Origin of the sequence: Nocardioides sp. T2.26MG-1, from assembly GCF_950101795.1 — a bacterium.
In the GTDB taxonomy this organism is placed as follows: domain Bacteria; phylum Actinomycetota; class Actinomycetes; order Propionibacteriales; family Nocardioidaceae; genus Nocardioides.
The window spans coordinates 265,509-282,825 of the sequence record NZ_CATNLZ010000033.1; the positions used below are offsets into that span (position 1 = coordinate 265,509).

General features: G+C 72.5%; 21 protein-coding genes. 11 read left to right on the forward strand and 10 right to left on the reverse strand.

The annotated features are described in order from the left end of the window. The first annotated feature begins 1 nt into the window (after position 1). From QQZ14_RS19385 to QQZ14_RS19395, 3 genes are all read left to right on the forward strand, one after another. Positions 2–1,150: an NAD(P)/FAD-dependent oxidoreductase gene (locus tag QQZ14_RS19385; protein WP_284536052.1), complete on the forward strand. Its 1,149-nt coding sequence runs from the start codon at positions 2–4 to the stop codon at positions 1,148–1,150. Continuing rightward, complete coding sequence (locus QQZ14_RS19390; protein WP_284536053.1) at positions 1,147–2,295, forward strand: cysteine desulfurase family protein; 1,149 nt, start codon at positions 1,147–1,149, stop codon at positions 2,293–2,295. The genes QQZ14_RS19385 and QQZ14_RS19390 overlap by 4 nt, the downstream gene beginning before the upstream one ends. A gap of 407 nt (positions 2,296–2,702) precedes the next feature. Further along, positions 2,703–3,275 (forward strand): nucleoside/nucleotide kinase family protein, encoded by a 573-nt coding sequence (locus tag QQZ14_RS19395; protein ID WP_284536054.1) that lies wholly within the window; start codon positions 2,703–2,705, stop codon positions 3,273–3,275. Here QQZ14_RS19395 and QQZ14_RS19400 read toward each other — a convergent pair. After that, on the reverse strand, positions 3,256–4,839 hold the full coding sequence (locus tag QQZ14_RS19400; protein ID WP_284536055.1) for an alkaline phosphatase D family protein: 1,584 nt from the start codon (positions 4,837–4,839) through the stop codon (positions 3,256–3,258). The two genes, QQZ14_RS19395 and QQZ14_RS19400, sit on opposite strands and share 20 nt — an antisense overlap. 74 nt (positions 4,840–4,913) lie before the next feature. Next, positions 4,914–5,324: a MarR family transcriptional regulator gene (locus tag QQZ14_RS19405; protein WP_284536056.1), complete on the reverse strand. Its 411-nt coding sequence runs from the start codon at positions 5,322–5,324 to the stop codon at positions 4,914–4,916. 75 nt (positions 5,325–5,399) lie between these two features. Here QQZ14_RS19405 and QQZ14_RS19410 point away from each other — a divergent pair, with 75 nt between their 5' ends. Then, positions 5,400–5,828 (forward strand): MarR family winged helix-turn-helix transcriptional regulator, encoded by a 429-nt coding sequence (locus tag QQZ14_RS19410; RefSeq protein WP_284536057.1) that lies wholly within the window; start codon positions 5,400–5,402, stop codon positions 5,826–5,828. A gap of 4 nt (positions 5,829–5,832) precedes the next feature. Here the strand turns inward: QQZ14_RS19410 and QQZ14_RS19415 are convergent, their stop codons facing one another. The 7 genes from QQZ14_RS19415 to miaA all read right to left on the reverse strand — a co-directional run bounded on the left by QQZ14_RS19415 (position 5,833) and on the right by miaA (position 12,483). Next, positions 5,833–6,609 (reverse strand): SDR family NAD(P)-dependent oxidoreductase, encoded by a 777-nt coding sequence (locus QQZ14_RS19415; RefSeq protein ID WP_284536058.1) that lies wholly within the window; start codon positions 6,607–6,609, stop codon positions 5,833–5,835. 83 nt (positions 6,610–6,692) lie between these two features. Further along, a complete protein-coding gene (gene dapF, locus QQZ14_RS19420; RefSeq protein WP_284536059.1) occupies positions 6,693–7,520 on the reverse strand; it encodes a diaminopimelate epimerase in 828 nt (275 codons plus the stop codon). After that, the gene (locus tag QQZ14_RS19425) at positions 7,513–8,163 is read right to left on the reverse strand and encodes a pyridoxamine 5'-phosphate oxidase family protein (RefSeq protein WP_284536060.1); all 651 of its coding nucleotides are present in this window, start codon (positions 8,161–8,163) and stop codon (positions 7,513–7,515) included. The genes dapF and QQZ14_RS19425 overlap by 8 nt, the downstream gene beginning before the upstream one ends. A 21-nt stretch (positions 8,164–8,184) precedes the next feature. Then, on the reverse strand, positions 8,185–9,999 hold the full coding sequence (gene ggt, locus QQZ14_RS19430) for a gamma-glutamyltransferase (RefSeq protein WP_284536061.1): 1,815 nt from the start codon (positions 9,997–9,999) through the stop codon (positions 8,185–8,187). A gap of 17 nt (positions 10,000–10,016) precedes the next feature. Continuing rightward, positions 10,017–10,541, reverse strand: a complete 525-nt coding sequence (locus QQZ14_RS19435) for a dihydrofolate reductase family protein (protein ID WP_284536062.1) — start codon at positions 10,539–10,541, stop codon at positions 10,017–10,019. After that, positions 10,538–11,443, reverse strand: coding sequence for a helix-turn-helix domain-containing protein (locus QQZ14_RS19440; RefSeq protein WP_284536063.1), 906 nt, complete (start codon positions 11,441–11,443; stop codon positions 10,538–10,540). The genes QQZ14_RS19435 and QQZ14_RS19440 overlap by 4 nt, the downstream gene beginning before the upstream one ends. 80 nt (positions 11,444–11,523) lie before the next feature. Beyond that, positions 11,524–12,483, reverse strand: coding sequence for a tRNA (adenosine(37)-N6)-dimethylallyltransferase MiaA (gene miaA, locus QQZ14_RS19445; protein ID WP_284536064.1), 960 nt, complete (start codon positions 12,481–12,483; stop codon positions 11,524–11,526). An 18-nt stretch (positions 12,484–12,501) separates the two neighbouring features. Between miaA and QQZ14_RS19450 the strand changes: the two genes are divergently transcribed. Genes QQZ14_RS19450 through QQZ14_RS19470 form a run of 5 tightly spaced genes read left to right on the forward strand, consistent with a single transcriptional unit; the run spans position 12,502 to position 13,862 of the window. Next, entirely contained in the window at positions 12,502–12,657 is a 156-nt protein-coding gene (locus QQZ14_RS19450; protein ID WP_284536065.1) for a hypothetical protein, read from the forward strand. A gap of 1 nt (position 12,658) precedes the next feature. Continuing rightward, positions 12,659–12,838, forward strand: a complete 180-nt coding sequence (locus tag QQZ14_RS19455) for a hypothetical protein (protein WP_284536066.1) — start codon at positions 12,659–12,661, stop codon at positions 12,836–12,838. Continuing rightward, on the forward strand, positions 12,835–13,305 hold the full coding sequence (locus QQZ14_RS19460) for an NUDIX hydrolase (protein ID WP_284536067.1): 471 nt from the start codon (positions 12,835–12,837) through the stop codon (positions 13,303–13,305). The genes QQZ14_RS19455 and QQZ14_RS19460 overlap by 4 nt, the downstream gene beginning before the upstream one ends. An 18-nt stretch (positions 13,306–13,323) precedes the next feature. Next, the gene (locus QQZ14_RS19465) at positions 13,324–13,587 is read left to right on the forward strand and encodes a hypothetical protein (RefSeq protein ID WP_284536068.1); all 264 of its coding nucleotides are present in this window, start codon (positions 13,324–13,326) and stop codon (positions 13,585–13,587) included. Beyond that, complete coding sequence (locus tag QQZ14_RS19470; protein WP_284536069.1) at positions 13,584–13,862, forward strand: hypothetical protein; 279 nt, start codon at positions 13,584–13,586, stop codon at positions 13,860–13,862. Before QQZ14_RS19465 ends, QQZ14_RS19470 begins: the two co-directional genes overlap by 4 nt. 111 nt (positions 13,863–13,973) lie before the next feature. Here QQZ14_RS19470 and miaB read toward each other — a convergent pair whose 3' ends face one another. Further along, the gene (miaB, locus tag QQZ14_RS19475; RefSeq protein ID WP_284536071.1) at positions 13,974–15,443 is read right to left on the reverse strand and encodes a tRNA (N6-isopentenyl adenosine(37)-C2)-methylthiotransferase MiaB; all 1,470 of its coding nucleotides are present in this window, start codon (positions 15,441–15,443) and stop codon (positions 13,974–13,976) included. A gap of 113 nt (positions 15,444–15,556) precedes the next feature. Here miaB and QQZ14_RS19480 point away from each other — a divergent pair, with 113 nt between their 5' ends. Both QQZ14_RS19480 and QQZ14_RS19485 read left to right on the forward strand, forming a co-directional pair. Beyond that, complete coding sequence (locus QQZ14_RS19480) at positions 15,557–16,330, forward strand: amino acid ABC transporter ATP-binding protein (RefSeq protein ID WP_284536072.1); 774 nt, start codon at positions 15,557–15,559, stop codon at positions 16,328–16,330. 42 nt (positions 16,331–16,372) lie between these two features. Beyond that, positions 16,373–17,275 carry a glutamate ABC transporter substrate-binding protein gene (locus tag QQZ14_RS19485; protein WP_284536073.1) on the forward strand — a complete coding sequence of 301 codons (903 nt, stop codon included), beginning with the start codon at positions 16,373–16,375 and terminating at the stop codon, positions 17,273–17,275. Positions 17,276–17,317 lie beyond the last annotated feature (42 nt).

Genomic DNA, 17,317 nt, shown 5'->3' on the forward strand with positions numbered 1-17,317 from the left:
CATGAGTCCGCAGACGGTCCTGGTGCTGGGCGGCGGGATAGGCGGCGTCGTCACGGCCAACCGGCTGCGTCGCCGACTGGACCGCCGCCACCGGGTGGTCCTGGTCGACCGGGAGCAGGACTTCACGCTCGCGGCTTCCTACCTGTGGGTCATGACGGGGCACCGGACGCCCGCGCAGGTCACCCGCCCACTGCGCCGCCTGGAACGACGCGGCATCGACGTACGCACCGGAACCGTGGAGCGCATCGATCCCGCGGAACGCAGCGTGGTCATCGACGGAAAGGTGCTCACCGGGGACTACCTGGTGGTCAGCCTCGGCGCGCAGCAGACACCCGAGACGATCCCGGGGCTCGCCGAGGAGGGGCACACCTTCGCGACCTTGACCGGTGCCCAGCGGCTCGGCGTCGAGCTGGGCCGCATCGACTCCGGTCGGGTCCTGGTGGCCACCGCCTCGCCGGTCTACCGGTGCCCGGCTGCGCCGTACGAGGCCGCGTTCCTCATCGACGCACTGCTGCGCCGGCGGCAGGTGCGCGATCGCGTCGAGGTGGTCGTGCACGCGGCCGAGCCCGGGCCGATGGGTGTGGCCGGCCCGACGGTCTCCGGGGCGGTGACCAACCTGCTCGCCGCCCGCGGCATCACCTACCGGCCCAGCCACCAGATCACCCGCATCGAGCGCGATCTGGCACGGTTCGCCGACGGCCAGGACGTGCCGTTCGATCTGCTCGCCTACATGCCGCCCATCGCCGCCCCGACCGTGGTCGGCGACTCCGGTCTGGCCGGCCCCGGCGGCTGGAGCGAGGCCGACAGGCACACCTTGCAGACCGGGTACCCGGGCGTCTACGCGATCGGTGACAACGTCCAGATCACCCTGGCCATGGGGAAGCCACTCCCCCGCGCCGGCGTGTTCGCTCACGCACAGGCCCTGGTGGTCGCCGACACCATCGCGGCGACCATCCTGGGCCGGTCTGCGCCGGCGGGCTTCAACGGGCACGGCGGTTGCTTCATCGAGACCGGCGACGCCCGCGCCGGCTACGGCTCGGGCGACTTCTACGCCGACCCCGCACCGCGCGTCGCCCTGCGACCACCGGGCCGGGCCCTCCACCTGGGCAAGGTCGCGTTCGAGCAGAACGTTCTGAGGAGATGGCTGTGAGCGCCGAGGACGTGATCTACCTCGACCACAACGCAACCACACCCCTCGCTCCGCAGGTGCTCGCGGCGATGCTGCCCTTCCTGACCGAGGCCCACGGCAACCCGTCCAGCCCGCACGCGCCCGGACGCCGGGCGGCTGAGGCGGTGGCCGTCGCCCGCGAGCAGGTGGCAGGTCTGATCGGTGCCAGTCCTGCCGAGATCTTCTTCACCTCGGGCGGCACGGAGTCGAACAACCTCGCACTGAGGGGCTCTGCAGCAGCCGCGTCGGGCGATCGACGCCGCATCGTCACCTCCACGGTGGAGCACCCAGCCACCGTCCAGCCGCTCGCCCACCTGGGCTCGCACGGCTGGACCGTCACCACCGTCGGCGTCACGAGCGACGGACACCTCGACCTACCCGCGTTCCATGCGGCACTCGGCGCGGATGTTGGGCTCGTCACGGTCATGCTCGCGCAGAACGAGACCGGCGCCGTCATGCCCCTGACCAAGGTCGCCGCGGCAGCCCGGGCCGCTGGGTCAATCGTCCACACCGATGCCGCCCAGGCCGTCGGCAAGATCGCCGTCGACGTCGACGAGCTCGGGGTCGACCTGCTCTCGATCGCCGGACACAAGCTCTATGCACCCAAGGGCATCGGCGCCCTCTACGTGCGGACCGACACCCCCCTGGCGCCGGTGCTGCGTGGCGCAGGGCAGGAGCACGGGATACGTCCCGGCACCGAGAACGTCGCAGGGATCGTGGGCCTGGGCGCTGCGAGCGCCCTCGCCCGTGCGGACCTGCGCGAGGAGGCGGCCCGCACCGCGGAGCTGCGCGACCAGCTCGAGCTCCGCCTGAGGGCCGCGGTCCCGACGCTCGCGCGCCTGACGCCGCGCCGGGGTTCGCTGCCCAACACCCTGTTGGTCGTGTTCCCCCACGTAGCCGGCTGGGACCTGCTCGAGGCATGCCCGACCCTCGCCGCTGCGACCGGGTCGGCCTGCCACTCCGGGGTGCACCGCCCCTCGGAGGCGGTGCTCTCCATGGGACTGGAGCCGTCCGCCGCTCGTGGCGCAGTGCGCCTGTCCCTGGGACGGGGCACCTCCGAGGAGCACGTCGAAGCGGCAGCGGCGGCGCTGCTCGACGCATATCACGGCCTGGCCGCCCGTCGATGACCGGTTCCGCCCCTGGGCACCCCCACGCGCCGACAGAGGCTGTCCACCACCTCGACGGGGGCGATCTGGGCTGCGCGCGGTTGCTCATCCTCCTGCGCGACCATGCGGCCAAGCTCGACCCGGGCACGCTCGTGCATCTGACGACCAGCGATCCCGTTGCGCCGATCGACCTGCCGGCCTGGTGTCGGCTGACGGGTCACAGCTACCTCGGTCCCGTCCCCACGCCCGGGACCCCGACGTACGGCATCCGGGTCACCGGCCGACCTGTGCCGACTCGCGGACACCAGCCCTGGCACCCTGCAACCGGTCAGGACCGCTCCTGAGCTCGCCAGGGCAGCCTGAGGAGCTGACCGGTACCACGGGGGCGCGTGACACCCTCCGGAACCCGCGACCCGTACCGTGGCGACATGATCCCCGCGGTCCCCGCCGGCACGCGGCTGCTCGGCATCGCCGGGGCTCCCGGGGCCGGGAAGTCCACGCTGGCCGGCTCCCTCGGTCTCCCCATCGTGCCGATGGACGGGTTCCACTACGCCGACGTCGAGCTGGTGCGGCGTGGGCTGCGCGACCGCAAGGGCGCGCCCGAGACCTTCGACGCAGAGGGGTACGCCGCACTGCTGCGGCGGGTCCGCTCCGGCGAGGAGGGCGTCGTGGCCCCGATGTTCGAGCGCGGCCTGGAGCAGCCGCTGGCGGGCGCGATCCCGGTGCCGGCGACGGGCACGGTCGTCACCGAGGGCAACTACCTGCTGCTCGACGAGCCGCGATGGCGGGCCGTCCGCGCCGAGATCGACGTGGTCTGGCACGTGGACGTCGACGACGCGCTGCGCGTCGAGCGGCTGGTCGCCCGGCATGTGCGGTTCGGCAAGACGCCGGAGGCCGCCCGCGAGTGGGTCGAGCGGGTCGACGGCGCCAACGCCCGGCTGGTCGAGGCGGCCCGCGACCGCGCCGACCTGGTCGTCGACCTCAGCGACTGGACGCCCTGAGCGGTGGCTCCGGCTCCACCGCCGTGGACCACAGCGCCGTGCCGGAGCCGTCGTACAGCGTCACCGTCAGCAGGCCGTCCGCGGCGATCGCGACGTGGCCGAAGAACTGGTTGCCGGCGCGCGGCGACTGCGCCCACGCGGCCGTCTCGTTGCCCTTCGAGAACACGACCTCGGGGCCGAAGGTGCCGTCGAGCTGCGCGTCCTTGGTCTCGAACGTGCCGGCCGCGGCCGGCCCGGAGACGAACTCCCAGAACGGGTCGAAGTCGGTGAACGCCGCTCGGTCCGGGCTGTAGTGGTGGGCCGCGGTGTAGTGGACGTCGGCCGTCAGCCACACGACGTTGCGGACGCCGGCGCGCTGGAACGCCGCGAGGACCCGGGCCAGCTCGGGCTCGCGGCCGGTCGGCGGGCCGTCGTCGTCGTTGGGCACGCTGTCGAGGTCGTCGGCGTGGTTGGAGGGGGCCGAGAGCGGCAGGTCCGCGGAGATCACCTTCCAGGTGGCCCGCGACCGAGTGACCTGCTCGATCAGCCAACGTTCCTGCTCGGGGCCGAGCAGGCCCGGCTGGCCGGTCGACGCCGACGTCGGGTTGGGGCCGCGGTAGGAGCGCATGTCGAGGCAGAACAGGTCGAGGTGCTGGCCGCGCGGCACCCGCCGGTAGATCCGCTGCGGCGCGAAGCCGTCGCCGTCCCGGTCGACGAGCGTGCGGACCGGGATCGGCTGGTACTCCTGCCACGCCCGGCGCCCGCGCAGCGCCAGCACGTCGGCCCGGCGCTCGGTGTAGCGGCTGTCGTCGACGACCTCGCCCGGGTACCAGTTGTTGCAGGTCTCGTGGTCGTCCCACTGCGAGACCGTCGGCACCTCGGCGTACAGCGCCCGGACGTTGTCGTCGAGCAGCGGGTATCGGTGCCGGCCGCGGAACTCCGCGAGTGTCTCGGCGACCTTGCCGACCCCCTCGGCCACCACGTTGCGCCAGGTCTCCCCCGTCGGCTCGGGCACGGTCTCGAGGATCTCGATGTCGGCGTAGATCGTGTCGCCGCAGTGCAGGAAGAAGTCGGGCCGGGTGTCGAGCATCGCGCGGTACGTCGTCAGCCCGCCCAGGTCGGGGTTGATCCCGAACCCCTGGCCGCACGTGTCGCCGGACCATACGAACGACTGCGCCGCGGCGTGGATCGGTGCCGTCGTGAAGCTGACCCGCTGGACCGCGCCCGCGGCACCGTCGGGTCCGGTGAACCACAGGTCGGCGTCGTACCGCCGGCCGGGCGCGAGCCCGTCGAGCATGATCCGGGCGGTGCGGTCCGTGCGCTCGTCGGCCCAGACGCCCTCGATCTCGCGGAGCACCCGTCCGTTGCTGGAGATCCGGGCGTCGAGACGACCGTCGGCGCTCGCCCGGGACCAGAGCACGGCGGAGCCGGTGGTCACCTCCCCGGAGCGGACGCCGTGGCTGTGCTCGACCCGCTCGCGAGCCAGTCCAGGTGTGCCGTGGCGGACGCTCCAGGCGAGCAGCCCCGGAGTCCCTCCGATCGCGACGCCGGCCATCAGCGTGGCGCGTCTCCCGAGGAGGACCATGGCCCGCACGCTGTCGGCGCCGCCCGACGCGCGCCGTACGCCGACGTGTCGTGTCGGTCAACAGCGGGTGAGGATCAGAGCGAGGCGAGCCCGGCGCGGGCGCGGTCGCGCACGTGCGTGAGCACGCGGGCGGCGGCGGCGAGGTCCTCGGCGGGCAGGTCTCGCCAGATCGGCTCGATGCGTACGGCGATCTGCTCCTGCAGGTCGGCGACCAGCGCGCGGGACTGGGCGGTCGGCCGTCCGTCCTGGAGCAGCCCGGCCGCGGTGAGCCCCCGCACCAGTTCGGCGGCGTCGTCGAACCGGGCTCGGTCGGACACCGCGGCGGCGAGCTGGTCGGCGCTGCCCACCTCCCCCTCGAGGAGGTGGGCGAGCCGGAGCGTCACCCACTCGGGCTCGCTGAGCCTGCCGGCCAGGAGGGCGTTGAGCAGGGCGTTGAGGGTCTTCTCGGTCTCGCCGATGAGCTGGGGTCCGAAGGGAGTGGGCATCGGATTGCCTCCTGGTCGTTGGTAGGACCAACGATAGCCGATCGTTGGCCGAGCCAACAGTCCTAGACTGGGCGCGTGACGACCTTGCGACGGGTGGCCGACCGACCCACCTGGCTGCTCAGCCGGGCGAACGCCCGGGCCCAGGGACTCCTCGCCGAGGCGTTCGCCGCGGCCGGGGTGCGCGGCTACCACTTCCGGCTGATGGCCGCGCTCGAGCAGCTCGGGCCGTGCAGTCAGGCCGACCTCGGCCGCGCGACCGCGATCGATCGCAGCGACGTCGTCGCCGTCCTCGACGACCTGGACGCCTGGGGCCTGACCCGCCGCAAACCGGACCCGGCCGACCGGCGGCGCAACGTGGTGCTGCTGACCGAGGACGGCGCGGCCCGGCTGGAGGAGCTCGACGCCGTGCTCGGCGGGGTCCAGGAGGCCGTCCTCGAGCCGCTGTCGGCCGCGGAGCGGGCCACGTTGCTCCGGCTGCTCCGCAGACTGGCGCCCGAGGGCTGAACGGCTACTTGGGGGGCATCCGGATGCCGCCGTCGACGCGGACGACCTCGCCGTTCATGTAGCTGTTGGTGATGCACTCGACGACCATGCTGGCGAGCTCGTCGGGAACCCCGAGGCGCTTGGGGAACAGCACACTCTCGCCGAGCTTGGCCTTGAACGCCTCGGCCTGCTCGCCCTCGCCGTAGATCGGGGTGTCGATCAGGCCGGGGGCGACGGTGTTGAGACGAATGCCGGCCGCGGAGAGGTCGCGGGCGACCGGCAGCGTCATGCCGACGACGCCGCCCTTGGAGGCGGAGTAGGACGCCTGGCCGATCTGGCCGTCGAACGCCGCGACGCTCGCGAGGTTGACGATCGCACCGCGGCAGCCGTCCTCGTCGGGCTCGTTGCGGCTCATCGCGGTCGCCGCGAGCCGGGTCATGTCGAAGGTGCCGATCAGGTTGATCGCGATCACCTTGCGGAACGCCTCGAGGTCGTGGGCGGAGTCGAACTCGCCGTCGCGCCCGATCGTGCGCTGCGCCCAGCCGATGCCGGCGGAGTTGACGCACGCGCGCAGCGGCGCGATCGCGGCCGCGGCCTCGACGGCCGCGCGGATCTGGTCGGTGTTCGTCACGTCGACCTGGGCGAACACGCCGCCGATCTCCTGGGCGAGCGCCTCGCCCTTGTCGGCCTGCAGGTCGGCGACCACGACGACCGCGCCCTTGGCGGCGAGCTGGCGGGCGGCGGCCGCGCCGATGCCCGACGCTCCGCCCGTGACGATGGCACTGGCTCCGTTGATGTCCATGGCCCGGAGCATAGTCATCGTCACAGTGGGACTGTCACGGTTGGTCGCGGGTTTCGGCTGCCAGCAGCCGATCCCGCACGGCCTCAGAGGCTGGTGGTCCCCCGCGCCACGATGACCGCGGGCCCGGTGAGCAGCACCCGGTCGTCGGCGGTCCAGGTGACGGTGAGGGTGCCACCGGGCACGTCGACCCGGTAGGCCACGTCGGCGTCGGTGGGCCGGGCCCCGTCGGCGATCGCCGCAGCCACCATCACCGCACAGGCCCCGGTGCCGCAGGAGCGGGTCTCCCCCGAGCCGCGCTCGTGCACGCGCATCGCCACGTGGCGCTCCCCGCGGCGTACGACGAACTCCACGTTGACCCCGTCGGGGAACGTCTCCGGGTCGCGGCTCGGCGGGTCGAGCAACGGGCCGACCGGACCGTGCGGGTCGAGGGAGTCGACGAACGCGACCGCGTGCGGGTTGCCCATGTCGACGTGGCGGGCCGGCCAGCTGGTCGTGCCGACGCCGACGATGGTGTCGCCGAAGACCGTCGGCGTGCCCAGGTCGGCGGTGATCAGGTCGCCGTCGACGGTGACGACCTTCAGGCCGTCGCGGGTGTCGACCTCGACCGGCGACGCCGGGTCGGCGAGCCCCTCCTCGACGAGGTGCCGCGCGAACACCCGGATGCCGTTGCCGCACATCTCGGCGACCGACCCGTCGGCGTTGAGGTAGTCCATGAACCACCGCCCGTCGCGGCGTACGACGCGCAGCACGCCGTCCCCGCCGATGCCGGCGCGCCGGTCGCAGAGAGCGCGCACGCGCTCGGCCATCTCCTGGGCGGAGAGGTGGCCGTGGACGGCGCCGTCATGGTCGGGCAACAGCACGAAGTCGTTCTCGGTGCCGTGGCCCAACAGGTACGGGTAGGGGTCAGGCATACAGCCCTCGCTCGTAGTTCTCGGGCCGGTAGTAGTCGTCGAGCTGCTCGGCGGTCATCTCGTTGGGCTCGATCGCCGCGGCGATCACGGCGCGGCGCGGCACGACCGCCTCGGGGTCCCAGGTCTCCGGCTTCCACAGCCCAGAGCGCAGGAACGCCTTGGCGCAGTGGAAGAAGATCTCCTCGATCTCCACGACGACGGCCAGGACCGGCCGGTGGCCCTTGACGACCATCTCGTCGAAGAACGGCGCGTCGCCGACCAGCCGGGCGCGGCCGTTGACCCGCAGCGTGTCGCCGCGGCCGGGGATCAGGAAGTTCAGCCCGACGTGGGGGTTCTCCAGGATGTTGCGGTAGCCGTCGGCCCGCTTGTTGCCCGGCCGCTCGGCGATCGCGATCGTGCGCTGGTCGATGACGTGGACCAGGCTCCCGGCCGGGTCGCCCTTGGGCGAGGCGTCGCACCGGCCGTCGGCCGACGAGGTCGCCAGCACGCAGAACGGCGAGGCCGCGAGCCAGTCGCGGTCGACGTCGAGCAGCGCGGTGCGGCCCTTGTCGCGAGCGCGCGCGCTGGGCTCGCCCAGCAGCGCGACGAGCTCGCCGACGGTGCCGATCTCGGCCCAGGTCGCGGGGGGTGCCTCGGTCTCCACACCCTTACGGTACTGGCGCCGTCACCTGCGTTTCGGGTGCAGCACGGTGGCCGACCCACCGCCGCGCCGGTCCGGCTCGGCCGCGGCGGTCAGCAGCCGGCCAGGCCCGAACTCGATCCCGGTCGCGGCGCCGATCTCGTGGGTGCCGGTGAAGATGTCCTCGTAGGTCCGGACGTCATGGCCGAGCGCCCGCAGCGCATCGCCGTACTCCTCGACGAACGCGGGCTCGGCCAGGTCGGCCGCGGTGTTGCGCTGGGTCGCCCGGGCCGCGGCGATCGCCTCGGGCAGGGTCATGGCGAGGTCGAGCCGGTCGACCAGGATCTGCAGCACGGTCGTGATGATCGTCGACCCGCCTGGCGACCCGACCGCGAGGAGCGGCCTGCCGTCACGCATCACCAACGTCGGCGCCATCGAGCTGCGCGGCCGCTTGAGCGGCTCGATCCGGTTGGGGTCGGCCGGGTCGTAGACCGCACTGAAGTCGGTGAGCTCGTTGTTGAGCAGGAACCCTCGCCCGGGCACCGCGATCCCGGAGCCGCCGGTCTGCTCGATCGTCAGCGTGTACTCGACGACGTTGCCCCAGCGGTCGGCCACGGTGAGGTTGGTGGTCTCGACGTTCTCGGTGTCCGTCGCACGGTCGGCCGCTGCGGGCGTGGACGGCGCGCAGCTGCCGTCGTACGACGACACGTCGCCGGCCGCGACCGGCTTGTCGGCCGCGTGGGCGGGGTCGATGGAGCAGGCCCGCTCGGCGGCGAAGTCGTCGCTGAGGAGGTCGTCGAGCGGGACGTCGACCTGGGCCGGGTCACCGACGTACGCGCCCCGGTCGGCGAATGCCAGCGCGCTCGCCTCGAGGTAGAGGTGCAGTGCCTCGGCCCTCGGCAGCGAGCCGAGGTCGTAGCGCTCGAGGATGTTGAGCGCCTCGCCGACCGTGGAGCCGCCGGAGGACGACGGCGCCATGCCGTAGACGTCGAGCCCGCGGTAGCCGACGTGGGTGGGCGCGCGGTCGACGGCGCGGTAGCGCGCGAGGTCGCGGCGACTCATGGTGCCGGGCGGCACCGGCAGGGTGGTGCTCGCGGTCGTCGGCGGCCGGCGCACGGCGCGGACGATCTCGCCGGCCAGCCGCCCCCGGTAGAACGGGCGGAGGCCGCGGTCGGCGAGCAGGTCGTAGGTGTCGGCCAGGTCGCGGTTGCGGAACACGCTGCCGACCCGCGGCGCGTGCCCGCCGGCGTAGTAGAGCGCCCGGGTGGGCACGAACGCCTTGAAGCGGCGCTCGTTCTGCACGACCTGGTCGTGGAAGGTCCGGTCGACCACGAAGCCCCGCCGGGCCAGCGCCTCGGCCGGCGCGAGCGACCGCGCCAACGAGCGCGTGCCCCAGCTCCGCAGCGCCCGCTGCCAGGTCGCGAGCGTGCCGGGCACGCCGACCGACACCCCGCTGGTGACCAGCTCCGGTGAGAAGTTGTACGGCTCGCCGGTCGCGGGGTCGATGAACGCGTCGTGGGGCATCGCCGCCGGCGCGGTCTCGCGGCCGTCGATCGTGCTGATCCGCCCCGTCCTCGCGTCGTAGTAGACGAAGTAGCCACCGCCGCCGATCCCGGCGCTGAACGGCTCGGTGACGCCGAGCGCGGCCGCGGTCGCGACCGCGGCGTCGACGGCGTTGCCGCCCGACCTCAGCACCCGCAGCCCCACCCGGGACGCGTCGGCGTCGACCGACGTGACGGCGCCGCCGTACCCGACGGCCGTGGGCCTCTTCGGCGTGGGCTGCGGACCCGCGTGGGCCGGCGCGGCGACGAGCAGGGTGGTGGCGAGGGCGAGCGGTACGACGGTCCCGAGACGGCGCATGCGCGTCTTGTGCCCGGTCAGGCGGGCGACGAAACCGCGTACCTCGCGCAGAGGAACTCGCGGTTGCGGGCGTGCTCCTCGAGCCGCAGCTCGATCCGCCGAGGCAGCAGCGGAGCACCGCCGCCCAGGGTCACCGGGGCGTACTGCACCCACACCTCGTCGAGGAGCCCGGCGTCCGCGAACTGCCCGACCAGGTCGCCCCCGCCGATCAGCCAGACGTCCTTGCCGTCGGCGGCCTCGCTCATCGCCGCGTGCACGTCGCGGACGTCGTCGGTGGTGAACGTGATGCCTTCCTGCGGCGCGAACGAGCGGTGGGTGAACACCCACGACGGCATGGTGTACTCCCAGCCGTCCGGGTCGTTGTCGAGGATCCACTGGTAGGTGGTCGCGCCCAGCGCGGCGGCCCCGACCGTCGCCCGGAAGGTCGGGTAGCTCATCGGCCCCTCCTGGTCGATGTCGCGGCTCAACAGCCAGCTCAGCGAGTTGTCGGGGTCGGCGATGAAGCCGTCGAGCGAGCTGGCGGTGTAGTAGATGGTCTTCACGCGGTGCCTCCGGTGCGTCGTCGTAGCCAGGTGATGGGGTCGCCCTCGTCGATCTCGACGCCGAGGTCGCGGAGCATGGATCGGACGGTCAGGCGCCGGTGGGCGGCGAAGGTGAGCACGTCGGCGACGATGCTGCCCACCACGAAGCTCTCGGGCGGGTCGCAGAGCGCGTCGACGATCCGGTCGTCCCACGCGCCGCGGCGCTCGACGTCGCGCACCATCTCCAGCCAGCGCGGGCCGACGACGTCGTGGCGCTCCAGCAGGTCGGCCGGGCCGTCGGACCGGTCGTCGGGGAGGTCGCGTCCGAGGATCGCGGCGAGCCACACCTCCTTGGTGAACACGGTCCGCTCGAGCACGGACGCGACCGACGGCTCCTCGCCCTCCCAGGTCGAGACCAGCTGGCCGGGCCGCAGGTGGCGGCGGTAGTCCTCGTCCGGCAGCTGCTTGGCCAGGTCGAGCAGCGCCCGGGTGTCGTCGAGGTCGTGGTGGATCATCAGGTCCAACGGCTGGGTCATCGTGTGCTCCCCGGTGTGCACCCACAGCGAGGTCGGTGGGTGGAAGTGGATCCCGTTCGGCGCGGGCAGCCAGTGGCTGCCCTGGCCCGGCTGCGACGGCGGGTGGCCGTACGCCCGGGCGAACGCACGACTGAAGCCCTCGACCGAGTCGTAGCCGGCGGCGAACGCGACGTCGGTGACCGACCCGCCCTGTCGCAGCTGCCAGGCGGCCCGCTCGAGCATCACCCGGCGCCGCATCGCGACCGGCGGCTCCCCGGTGCCCGCCGAGAGCTGGCGGTTGAAGTGGTACGGCGACGCGAACGCCCCGCCCGCCATCTCGGCCAGCGTCGAGTGCTGCTCGTCGAGCACCGCGTCCAGCAGCTCGCGGAGCCGGTCCCGTCCCGCCATGACCTCAGTCTGGCGGCGACTCCCGCCCGCGCGCCCGATCGATCTTGCTCAGCCGGTGATCGAGGCGCAAGACTCGCACCTCAACCACCGAAGGCCGGTGATCGAGGTGCGAGCGAAGCGAGCCTCGAAACCACCGCCACCGCCCGGTCGACCAGCTCGGGGTCGTCGTACCGGATCCAGACGACCCGCGGGTCCTTGCGGAACCACGAGTCCTGCCGCCGGGCGAAGCGCCGGGTGGCGATCACGGTCCGCTCGCGCGCCTCGGCGAGGCTCAGCTCGCCGGCGAGGTACGCCGCGACCTCGCGGTAGCCGATCGCGCGGCCCGCGGTGCGGCCCTCGGCCAGCCCCTCGGCGAGGAGCCGCTCGACCTCGGCGACGAACCCCGCGTCGAACATCTCGTCCACGCGTCGCTCGATCCGCTCGTCGAGCGTGGGCCGGTCGATGTCCACGCCGATCTGCACGGTCCGCGGGTCGGCGTACTCCAGCGTCGGCAGGGAGGCGGTGAACGGGCGCCCGGTGATCTCGACGACCTCGAGGGCGCGGACGATGCGGCGGCCGTTCTCGACCAGGATCCGCTCGGCCGCCTCGGGGTCGACCGACCGCAGCCGCTCGTGCAGCGCGGCCGGGCCGACCTCCGCGAGCTCCTCCTCCAGCCGCTGCCGGACCGCGTCGTCGGTGCCGGGGAACTCGAAGCGGTCGAGGACCGCCCGCGTGTAGAGCGCCGAGCCGCCGACCAGCACGGGGGTGCGGCCGCGGCCCCGGATCTCGGCCACCGCGACCCGCGCCCAGCCCTGGAACTCCGCCACCGTGGCGGGGTCGCGCACGGTCAGCGTGTCCAGCAGGTGGTGCGGGATGCCGCGCCGCTCGGCGGGCGGCAGCTTCGCCGTACCGACGTCCATGCCGCGGTAGACCTGCATGGCGTCGGTGTTGACGATCTCGCCGCCGAGCCGCTCCGCCAGGTCGAGCGAGAGACCGGTCTTGCCGGATGCTGTCGCCCCCACCACGGCCACGATCGGCGCGGGGTTTGCGGTCGGCGGCATGTGGCTAGTGTGGCAAGCATGAGCGATCCCCAGCGCTACCCCGCGGCCCGGCCGCCCGGCGAGCACGACAGCGAGCTCCCCGGACCGGCGGACGACGTACCCTCCGGCGACCTGCAGGAGGAGAATGCGGAGACATCGCTCGATGAGCCGTCCGACGGCTCGGGAGGTGAGTGAGATGAGCGAGTTCGACCTGACCGAGGACCTCGAGCCCGAGGAGTCCCCCGACGCGGAGGAGTACGAAGCCTCCGAGCGGGAGGCCGTGTCGGAGGACACCGGCACGGTCTACGAGAGCCACGGCGAGCCGTTGGTGACCCCCCACGACCTCGAGGACGACGCCGAGGCTGTCGAGGAGTGATCGACGGAGTCATCGACCGGTTCGTCGTCGTCCCCGCCGCCTACGTCTTCCTGCTCCGCGACGGGGTCTCGGGGCCCGAGGTGCTGCTGCAGCTGCGCCAGAACACCGGCTTCATGGACGACCACTGGGCGGCCGCCGCGGCCGGCCACGTCGAGAAGGGCGAGACGGCGTACGACGCCGCGCACCGCGAGGCGCTCGAGGAGATCGGGGTGACCGACCTCGACCTCACGTTCGTCACCGCCATGCAGCGCACCCGCGGCGGCGAGCCGATCGACGAGCGCATCGACTTCTTCTTCACCGCCCGGTCCTGGACCGGGGTGCCGCGGATCGTCGAGCCGCAGAAGGCCGCCGACCTGCGCTGGTGTCCCCTCGACGCGCTGCCCGACCCGATGGTCCCGCACGAGCTGGCGGTATTGGACTCCCTGCGAACGGGTACGACCACGCCGTACACGACGTTCGGATTCTGAACAGGGGAGGGAGAACCCATGTCATCCGATCTCGGACCGATGCCGACTCCCAAGGTGGAGCCCGGAGAGCCCAACCCCGGTGGGGTCGACGCCGTCGAGGACGACAGTGGCCCGATCCTGATCCCCGACCTCACGCCGGAGGAGAACCCGGCCATCGAGGACAAGGCCCCTGACCCGCTGGTCGAGGAGGTCGGCGGCGCCGAGGACACCTCGACCACCGCCACCCGCAGCGAGAGCGGCGACCACGAGGGTGCCGACGAGGACAAGGAGTCCCCCGCATGAGCGACGCCAACGAAGAGATCCAGTCCTCCACCCCCGGCTCCAGCGGCCCCGACCGCGCCGCCGGCGAGATGGGGGTCAGCAGCGAGCGGGTCGGCCACACCGGCCCCGGCCAGGAGGCCACCGACGGGCTGCGCGAGGTCGCGCCGCACGAGTCGTACGGCGACGATGACGCCCCGCCCGAGCAGTCGCCGGGCAACCCCGAGGACAACCCGGTCGGCCTGCCGCCGAAGGCCGGCTACTCCGAGCGCGACCCCCGCGAGGACGACGAGGTCTGACCACTGCGGTGGTTGAGGAAGGCGCGCAGCGCCTGTCTCGAAACCACCGCTCGGGTGACGAACGGTGGTTTCGAGACGGTTGCTAGCGCAACCTCCTCAACCACCGTTCGGTCAGCGGCAGGCGGGGGCGTCCGGCAGAGGCGCGGGGACGCCGAGCGTCGGCATGCCGAGCGTGACGCCGGCCGGCGCGGCCGGAGGAGCGTGGCGGGCCGCCCAGGCGTCGCCGGAGCGGGTACGCCGGACGTCGACCAGGGCGCCGTCGGCCACCAGGTGGTGCGGCGCGGCGTAGGTGACCTCCACGGTCACCATGTCTCCGGGCCGGACCTCGACGCCCTCGGGCGGGGTGAAGTGCACCAGCCGGTTGTCCCGGCCACGCCCGGAGAGTCGGTGGGTGGCGGCGTCCTTGCGGCCCTCGCCCTCGGCGACCATGAGCTCGATGCGCCGGCCGACCAGCCGCTTGTTCTCCTGCCACGCGATCTCGTCGACCACCTCGACCAGCCGCTCGTAGCGGTCCTTGACCACGGCCGGCGAGATCTGGTCGGGCAGCGTGGCGGCCGGGGTGCCGGGGCGCTTGGAGTACTGGAACGTGAACGCGGCGGAGAATCGCGCCTCCCGCACGACGCGCAGCGTCTCGAGGAAGTCCTCCTCGGTCTCGCCGGGGAAGCCCACGATGATGTCGGTGGTGATCGCGGCGTCGGGCATGGCCGCGCGGACCCGCTCGATGATGCCGAGGTACTTCGTGGATCGGTAGGACCGCCGCATGTCGCGCAGCACCTTGTCCGAGCCCGACTGCAGCGGCATGTGCAGCGACGGCATCACGTTCGGCGTCTCGGCCATCGCCTCGATGACGTCGTCGGTGAACTCGGCCGGGTGCGGGCTGGTGAAGCGCACCCGCTCCAGCCCCTCGATGTCGCCGCACGCCCGGAGCAGCTTGGAGAACGCCTGCCGGTCGCCGAACTCCACGCCGTACGCGTTGACGTTCTGGCCCAGCAGCGTGATCTCCGAGACGCCCTCGGCGACCAGCGCCTCGACCTCGGCGAGGATCTCGCCGGGCCGGCGGTCCTTCTCCTTGCCGCGCAGACTCGGGACGATGCAGAACGTGCAGGTGTTGTTGCAGCCGACCGACACCGAGACCCAGGCGGCGTACGCCGACTCGCGCCGGGTCGGCAGCGTGGAGGGGAACACCTCGAGCGACTCGAGGATCTCGACCTGCGCCTCCTCCTGGACGCGCGCCCGCTCGAGCAGCGCCGGGAGAGACCCGATGTTGTGGGTGCCGAACACGACGTCGACCCACGGTGCGCGCGTCGTGATCGTGTCGCGATCCTTCTGAGCCAGGCAGCCGCCGACCGCGATCTGCATGCCGGGAGTCGCGGCCTTGACCGGCGCCAGGTGGCCGAGGTTGCCGTAGAGCTTGTTGTCGGCGTTCTCCCGCACCGCGCAGGTGTTGAACACCACCACGTCGGCCTGCTGGCCCGACGGCGCGGCGACATAGCCCGCGTCCTCCAGCAGCCCGGTGAGGCGCTCGGAGTCGTGGACGTTCATCTGGCACCCGTAGGTGCGGACCTCGTAGGTACGCGACATGACCCGACGAGGGTACGGCGGATGCCGACCCGACCGGAAAATCGGCCTCCACCCCGGCCCGACCCCAGGAGTGCGGTAGCCCGTTCGGGCCATCGCGGCTAGTGTCTCCGGGCATGACGGCGGCAGGGAGCTCGGCCTCGGGGACCGGCACCGAGGTCATCGTGGCATTGGAGAGCGTCGACAAGTGGTTCGGCGACCTGCACGTGCTGCGCGGCATCGACCTGTCGGTGCGCCGCGGCGAGGTCGTGGTCGTGATCGGGCCCTCGGGGTCCGGGAAGTCCACGCTGTGTCGCACGATCAATCGCCTCGAGACCATCGACCGGGGTTCGATCGTGCTGGAGGGCCAGCCGCTGCCACAGGAGGGCAAGGCGCTGGCCCGGCTCCGGGCCGACGTGGGAATGGTGTTCCAGAGCTTCAACCTCTTCGCCCACAAGACCGTGCTCGAGAACGTCACGCTCGGCCCGATCAAGGTGCGCGGCACGAGCCGCGTCGAGGCGGAGGAGCGGGCGCGGGCTCTGCTGGAGCGGGTCGGCGTCGCCGAGCAGGCCCAGAAGTATCCTGCCCAGCTCTCCGGGGGCCAGCAGCAGCGCGTCGCGATCGCCCGCGCGCTGGCCATGGACCCCGCGCTGATGCTCTTCGACGAGCCGACCTCCGCACTGGACCCGGAGATGATCAAGGAGGTCCTCGACGTCATGGTGGACCTCGCCCGGGGCGGGATGACCATGGTCGTGGTTACCCACGAGATGGGGTTCGCCCGGACCGCCGCCGACCGCGTGATCTTCATGGCCGACGGCGCGATCGTCGAAGAGGGCTCTCCCGACGAGTTCTTCTCCAACCCTCGTTCGGAGCGCGCCCAGGACTTCCTCAGCAAGGTGCTCAGCCACTGACCGTCATCGCCCAACTCCACCACTCGGCAAGGGAGCAGAAGGATGCGACTCATCAGACGGACCAAGGCGGCGGCTGCGGCCGTCGTGCTCGCCAGCGCGCTCGGCTCGACGCTCGCAGCCTGCGGCAGCGCGGGCGACGACAGCGGCAAGGGTGCCGACGTCGACGTCGCGGAGAACGCGGCGGACCAGTTCGACGACGGCACCCGGATGAAGGAGCTCGCCGAGGCGGGTGCGATCAAGATCGGTGTGAAGTTCGACCAGCCGGGGATCGGGTTCAAGGGCGCCGCGGACGACGAACCCCAGGGCTTCGACCCGGAGATGGGCAAGATCCTCGCCGCGTCGCTCGGCATCGAGCCCGGCGACATCACGTGGACCGAGACGATCTCGGACAACCGCGAGCCGTTCCTCCAGTCTGGGGAGGTCGACCTCGTGATCGCGTCGTACTCGATCACGGACGAGCGCCGCAAGGTCGTCGGGCAGGCCGGCCCCTACTACGTGACCGGCCAGCAGATCCTGGTCCGCTCCGACAGCGATATCGAGAGCGTCGACGACATCAAGGGCCAGGAGGTCTGCTCGGTGACCGGCTCCACGTCGCTGGACAACGTCAAGGCCAAGGGCGCGAAACCGCGCGGGTTCGACACCTACTCCGAGTGCGTCGACCAGGTCCTGGACGGGACGGTCGACGCGATGACCACCGACGGCGCGATCCTGCTCGGCTACGCCGCGCAGCACCCCGACGAGCTCAAGGTGGTCGGCGACCCGTTCTCCGAGGAGCGCTACGGGGTCGGCTACTCCAAGGACCACCCGGAGATGTGCGAGTGGATCAACGACACGTTGACCCAGTCCTTCGAGGACGGCACCTGGGAGGACGCGTTCGACGCCACGCTCGGCAAGTCGGGCGTGGACGCGCCCGAGCAGCCCACGCTCGACCCCTGTCAGGACTGACCCGGGCCTGAGCCCCCGACCCGAGCGAAGGTGGTGGTGGAC